Source organism: Fusibacter sp., assembly GCF_057447755.1.
In genome coordinates this window covers 1-4,659 of sequence record NZ_JBVBZF010000278.1, presented here as the reverse complement: position 1 = coordinate 4,659, position 4,659 = coordinate 1, and the positions used below count along the sequence as shown (strand labels likewise).

7 protein-coding genes are annotated in these 4,659 nt (G+C 37.0%); all 7 read right to left on the bottom strand.

The window, feature by feature from the left end:
- Window positions 1-6 precede the first annotated feature (6 nt).
- Window positions 7-429 carry a flagellar basal body-associated FliL family protein gene (locus AC220I_RS18425; RefSeq protein ID WP_486725329.1) on the bottom strand — a complete coding sequence of 141 codons (423 nt, stop codon included), beginning with the start codon at window positions 427-429 and terminating at the stop codon, window positions 7-9.
- Window position 430: 1 nt separating this feature from the next.
- Entirely contained in the window at window positions 431-1,192 is a 762-nt protein-coding gene (locus AC220I_RS18420; RefSeq protein ID WP_486725328.1) for an OmpA/MotB family protein, read from the bottom strand.
- Entirely contained in the window at window positions 1,185-1,973 is a 789-nt protein-coding gene (locus AC220I_RS18415) for a motility protein A (RefSeq protein WP_486725327.1), read from the bottom strand. Before AC220I_RS18415 ends, AC220I_RS18420 begins: the two co-directional genes overlap by 8 nt.
- A 124-nt stretch (window positions 1,974-2,097) precedes the next feature.
- Entirely contained in the window at window positions 2,098-2,280 is a 183-nt protein-coding gene (locus tag AC220I_RS18410; RefSeq protein WP_486725326.1) for a flagellar FlbD family protein, read from the bottom strand.
- Between the two features lie 75 nt (window positions 2,281-2,355).
- Window positions 2,356-3,765: a flagellar hook protein FlgE gene (locus tag AC220I_RS18405; RefSeq protein WP_486725325.1), complete on the bottom strand. Its 1,410-nt coding sequence runs from the start codon at window positions 3,763-3,765 to the stop codon at window positions 2,356-2,358.
- A gap of 79 nt (window positions 3,766-3,844) precedes the next feature.
- Window positions 3,845-4,252 carry a TIGR02530 family flagellar biosynthesis protein gene (locus AC220I_RS18400; protein ID WP_486725324.1) on the bottom strand — a complete coding sequence of 136 codons (408 nt, stop codon included), beginning with the start codon at window positions 4,250-4,252 and terminating at the stop codon, window positions 3,845-3,847.
- A gap of 16 nt (window positions 4,253-4,268) precedes the next feature.
- A partial coding sequence (locus tag AC220I_RS18395) for a flagellar hook assembly protein FlgD (RefSeq protein ID WP_486725323.1) occupies window positions 4,269-4,659 on the bottom strand: 391 nt, incomplete at its 5' end.

Genomic DNA, 4,659 nt, shown 5'->3' with positions numbered 1-4,659 from the left:
TTTTTTTTAGCCCTGAACAATAAAAGGTTGAATATAAACATCTGTAATGGTCTCTTCATCTGATTCCAAGACTTCAATAACCATTTCCTTAATTCGATCTCTAATTCTTTGCTTGCCGTTTGGCTTATCAATATCAGCCGACGATGTCGCTCTCATGATTTCATCGATGTTGTTGATGATTTTCGTCTTGTTCTTATCGATTTCAGCAAGTATTTCAGCGTTTGTGTATTCAATGGTTACTTGATACTTTATAATCTTACTACTTCCCTCATCAGATAGATTTGAGTAGGCTTCATCTAAACGGTATTCCAAATATACGATTTCTGGTTCGGCAGCTGGTTTGTTTAAAACAAATACAAACAAGACAACCCCAATTACGACCACTAATAAGACCGCTACTGCAATAATGATCAACAACTTTTTATTCATACTATTGTCCTCCCTGACTTTCACTATTTTGATCTGTATTAACCGATTTAACGACAACTATATCAACACGCCTGTTGGCAGCTCTACCTTCCGAGCTGTCATTTGTAGCAATCGGATGATATTCACCATAGCCTGAAGCAGACAACCTCACGGGTACCATTTGGCCGTTTTCAATAAAGAATTTAACAACATTGGTCGCTCTATTAGCAGAAAGTTCCCAGTTGGTTGGATAAATTGCCGTTCTAATCGGTACATTATCCGTATGTCCTTCAACCCTAATTTGCTCATTTACAAACTCTTCCGAATTAAGCAAATTGCCTAAAAAAGTTAAAATATCATATGACTCAGTCTTAATCACTGCACTTCCCGAATCAAAAAGGACATTATCCTTAAATCTAATGATCAGACCATAATTTTCAAGTTGAACATCAACTTCAGCCTGCATTTGATTTTCACTGATATATTCATTTACTTTTTCTTTTAGTGCTTCTAACTTGTTTTGTTCTACAACTTGTTCACTTGACGTCTGACTCTCTGGCATAGCATCAAAAATCATTGGTGCTTCGGAGAGACTTTTTCCGCCTTCTAAAACGCCTGCAGAACCTTGAAACGAAATCATTACCGCTTCAAACTTTTGGGCATCTATCGATGAAAAAGCAAATAACAAAACGAAAAAGCACATTAAAAGTGTAACCATGTCACCATAAGTATTCATCCATTCAGGTGCACCTTGCTTACACTCTGGACATTTATCCTTAGCCATTATCTGAATTCGCCTCCTGAGTTCCTACTGTCTTTCTGACTGAAGGTGGTAAGAAAACTTTTAATTTCTCTTCTATAATTCTTGGGTTCTCACCTGCTTGAATTGATAAAAGCCCTTCTATCATTACACTTCTGATAAGTACTTCCTCATTTGATTTTAAATTGAGCTTGCTCGCCATAGGAATAAAGATCAAGTTCGCAAATAAAGAACCATAGAAAGTTGTCAACAAGGCTACCGCCATAGCAGGTCCGATTGAAGAAGGATCTGATAGATTTTGAAGCATGGCAACAAGTCCTACCAGGGTACCAACCATACCAAAGGCCGGACAAAGTGACCCCATAACTTCAAGTTGAGCTCTACTCTTAGCATGTCTTTCAGACAGGTTATCAATTTCTGTTTCCAATATATTTTTAACAAGTTCAGGGTCTGTACCATCCACAATTAGCATAACACCCTTCTGCAGGAAATCATCTTTGATTTCTGCTACAGCTTCTTCAAGTGCAAGCAGACCTTCTCTTCTCGCTACGTTTGCAAGTTCAATAATTTTGGTAATGATTTGATCAATATCAAACTCATTGTTTTTAATGGTTTTCGCAAAGATCTTTCCAATGTTTAAAGCTTCATTAAGCGGAAACGCAACAAGCCAACCGGCGATCATACCACCTAATACGATTACAAGCGATGGTGCATTGATATAATTTTTAAGTTCACTACCACTTAAAATTGACCATCCAACTAATGCCAGTCCTAGAACAACCCCTATAATTGTAGTAATATCCAAATTGTACACCTCTTCTTTAAAATATAGCTCATTTAAATTGTTAAATCTGACTTTAATCACGTGATTATATTATCTATTTTATAATAAACACTCACACTTAGCAATTTAAATGATTACATGCAACTTATTTACTGATTTTTTGGTTGTATTCAATAATTTTATCAATTACCTCTTCCACCTTGTCCTTGAGAATAATTTTTTTACCTGTGGTTAAGGTCATCATGGTATCCGGTGTCTCTTCAATGAATTCGATGAGGTTTGAATTCACATAAATTTTTTCGCCGTTTAGCTTTGTCACTTTAATCATTATACCCTCCAAAATGCTTCCCATTCACTGTAAAACACTAAAACTACCCGTAGGGACACTACGGGTAGTTAACTATTATCTCTTAAGATTTACAAGTTCCTGAAGAATTTCATCACTGGTTGTGATAACTCTTGAGTTCGCTTGGAAGCCCCTTTGAGTCGTGATCATATCAGTAAACTGTGCTGCTAGGTCAACGTTACTCATTTCAAGTGCTCCTGGTGTTAGATCTCCAAAGCTTCCTGTTGAAGGTGTACCATACTTCGGAACGCCTGAGTTAGGTGTTTGTTGGAATAAATTACTTCCGATTTTCATCAAACCACCTGCATTATCAAATGAAGCCAAACCGATGGTTTGGAGCGTTTTCTGTTCACCATTGGTATAGATGCCCACAACCTCACCCTTTGATGAGATGTTAAAAGAGTAAATTGTACCTGCTGAATTTCCTTCAAGCTGAATGCCTTTTGCATCTGATTCTTGACTGTATTGAGTAAAAATTCTCGAGTCTGTAACGTCGCCGTTTGCAAAGAACATAGAGCGATCAACTGGCAAAGTGATGTCTGCTGCGCCAGGTACAGAGATGACTAGATTTGCTGCATAAGGCACATCAACACTTGCCGCTAAAGTTGGATCTGTTCCAGCAGCAAAGGAAACTAAGTCAACAATTTCACCATTTTCATTGAACATGGCATATAAATCATCTGGTAAAGCCGGCAATGCAGGTACTGCCGGTAAAACTTGATTACCATCAGAATCTGATATCGTCATTTTTCTGTATGAATAATTATGGGCTTGCACGTTTACAGTCCCGTCATCATTGTAGTTTGTCGGGTCATTTAAGGCAATTGTATTTGGTGCAGCATTTGTTAAAGTTTTAGGTGTCGTTGTTGCGAGTGGTGCATTTTCAAAATTGACATTTAAAGTATGAACGTCGCCTAATGAATCATACACGTCAACTGTTGTATTATAATCTACATCGTTAAAATTTAAGTTACCATTTACAAGGATGTTTTTACTTGATGTCGCCATCTTTGTATCAGACATGTTAACTTGAATTGGTTTAAAATTATTATCGAGCACTTTTAAACCATCTGCTGTGGTTAAAAAGCCTTGCTCGTCCATAGAAAAGTTTCCAGCTCTTGTAAAATACTTGTTTTGACCATTGGCGTCATCCGTTACCATGAAGAAACCTTCACCGTCGATCATTAAATCTGTTGCAACGTCAGTTCTTTGAATCGAACCCTTTGTATGGTTAACTGAAATTGATCCCACGTTAGTACCAAGACCAACTTGCATTGGATTTGTTCCACCTCTGTTGGTTGTTGAAGAACTTGCGCCCTTCAAAGTTTGCGAATACATCTCTGAAAAAGAAACACTTGATGCTTTATACCCTACAGTATTAACATTCGCGATATTATTGCCGATTACATCCATTCTTAACTGGTGCGCTTTTAAAGACGAAACACCAGAAAACATTGATCTCATCATAACGAAATAACCTCCTATTTGAGCAGGTGAACCCTCGTCTATCAGTCAGAGGGTTAAAGCTTCCTTAAAAGGTCCAGCTTTATACGATTACTGCTCCATCTATGTTTGTGAATACACTGTCTTTTAATTGATCATCAACGGCTGCAGTGATGATGGTCTTATTTTGTACGCTCGCTATAAATACCTTGTTATCCATCATAATCAAAGCTTCTTTAACACCCTTTTGGCCGGCTTTGTCAATCGCCGAATTAATTCTGCTCATATCTTGATCAGAAAGCTGGATGTTTCTAGAATTTAATCGATCGATGGCGTGTTTTGAAAACTTTACTTCATCATTTGACTTTATTCTATTTAGAACCTCATTAAAACTCGGTCCTTCAGGTATACTTTTATTTTTTATGTTTTGAACATTTTTTGAAGGATCAACACCATTAATCTTGGTTCTCTTCAAAACATAGTCATTGTTCATTCCTTTAAAATTATTCACAGTAACACCTTCTCAATTATATTCCTATGCTGGCAAGCAATTCTTCACTTGTTGAGTTATCTGTCGGTGCAAAATAACTCGAAAGTGCACTATTTAATTTGATTAATTCATTTACGATGGTTTCATTTTGTTCTATAATCTTCTCTTGACCTGTTTTAACATCAGTTGATGCACCACTGTTTGTTTCATTCATGCTTTTAATAAGACTTGTCAATTGAGTCAACTGATCTGCAATGGTAACACTGAGCGAATTATTCGAAGTCATGGCTGAACTGATATTGGAAAGCTGTTCAACTGACGAGAACTGAGCCATTTGATTGATATATTCAGAGTTATCCATTGGACTAAGTGGATCCTGATGCTGTAACTGCACTGTCATGAGTTTTAGAAAAGCATCTTTATCTAGG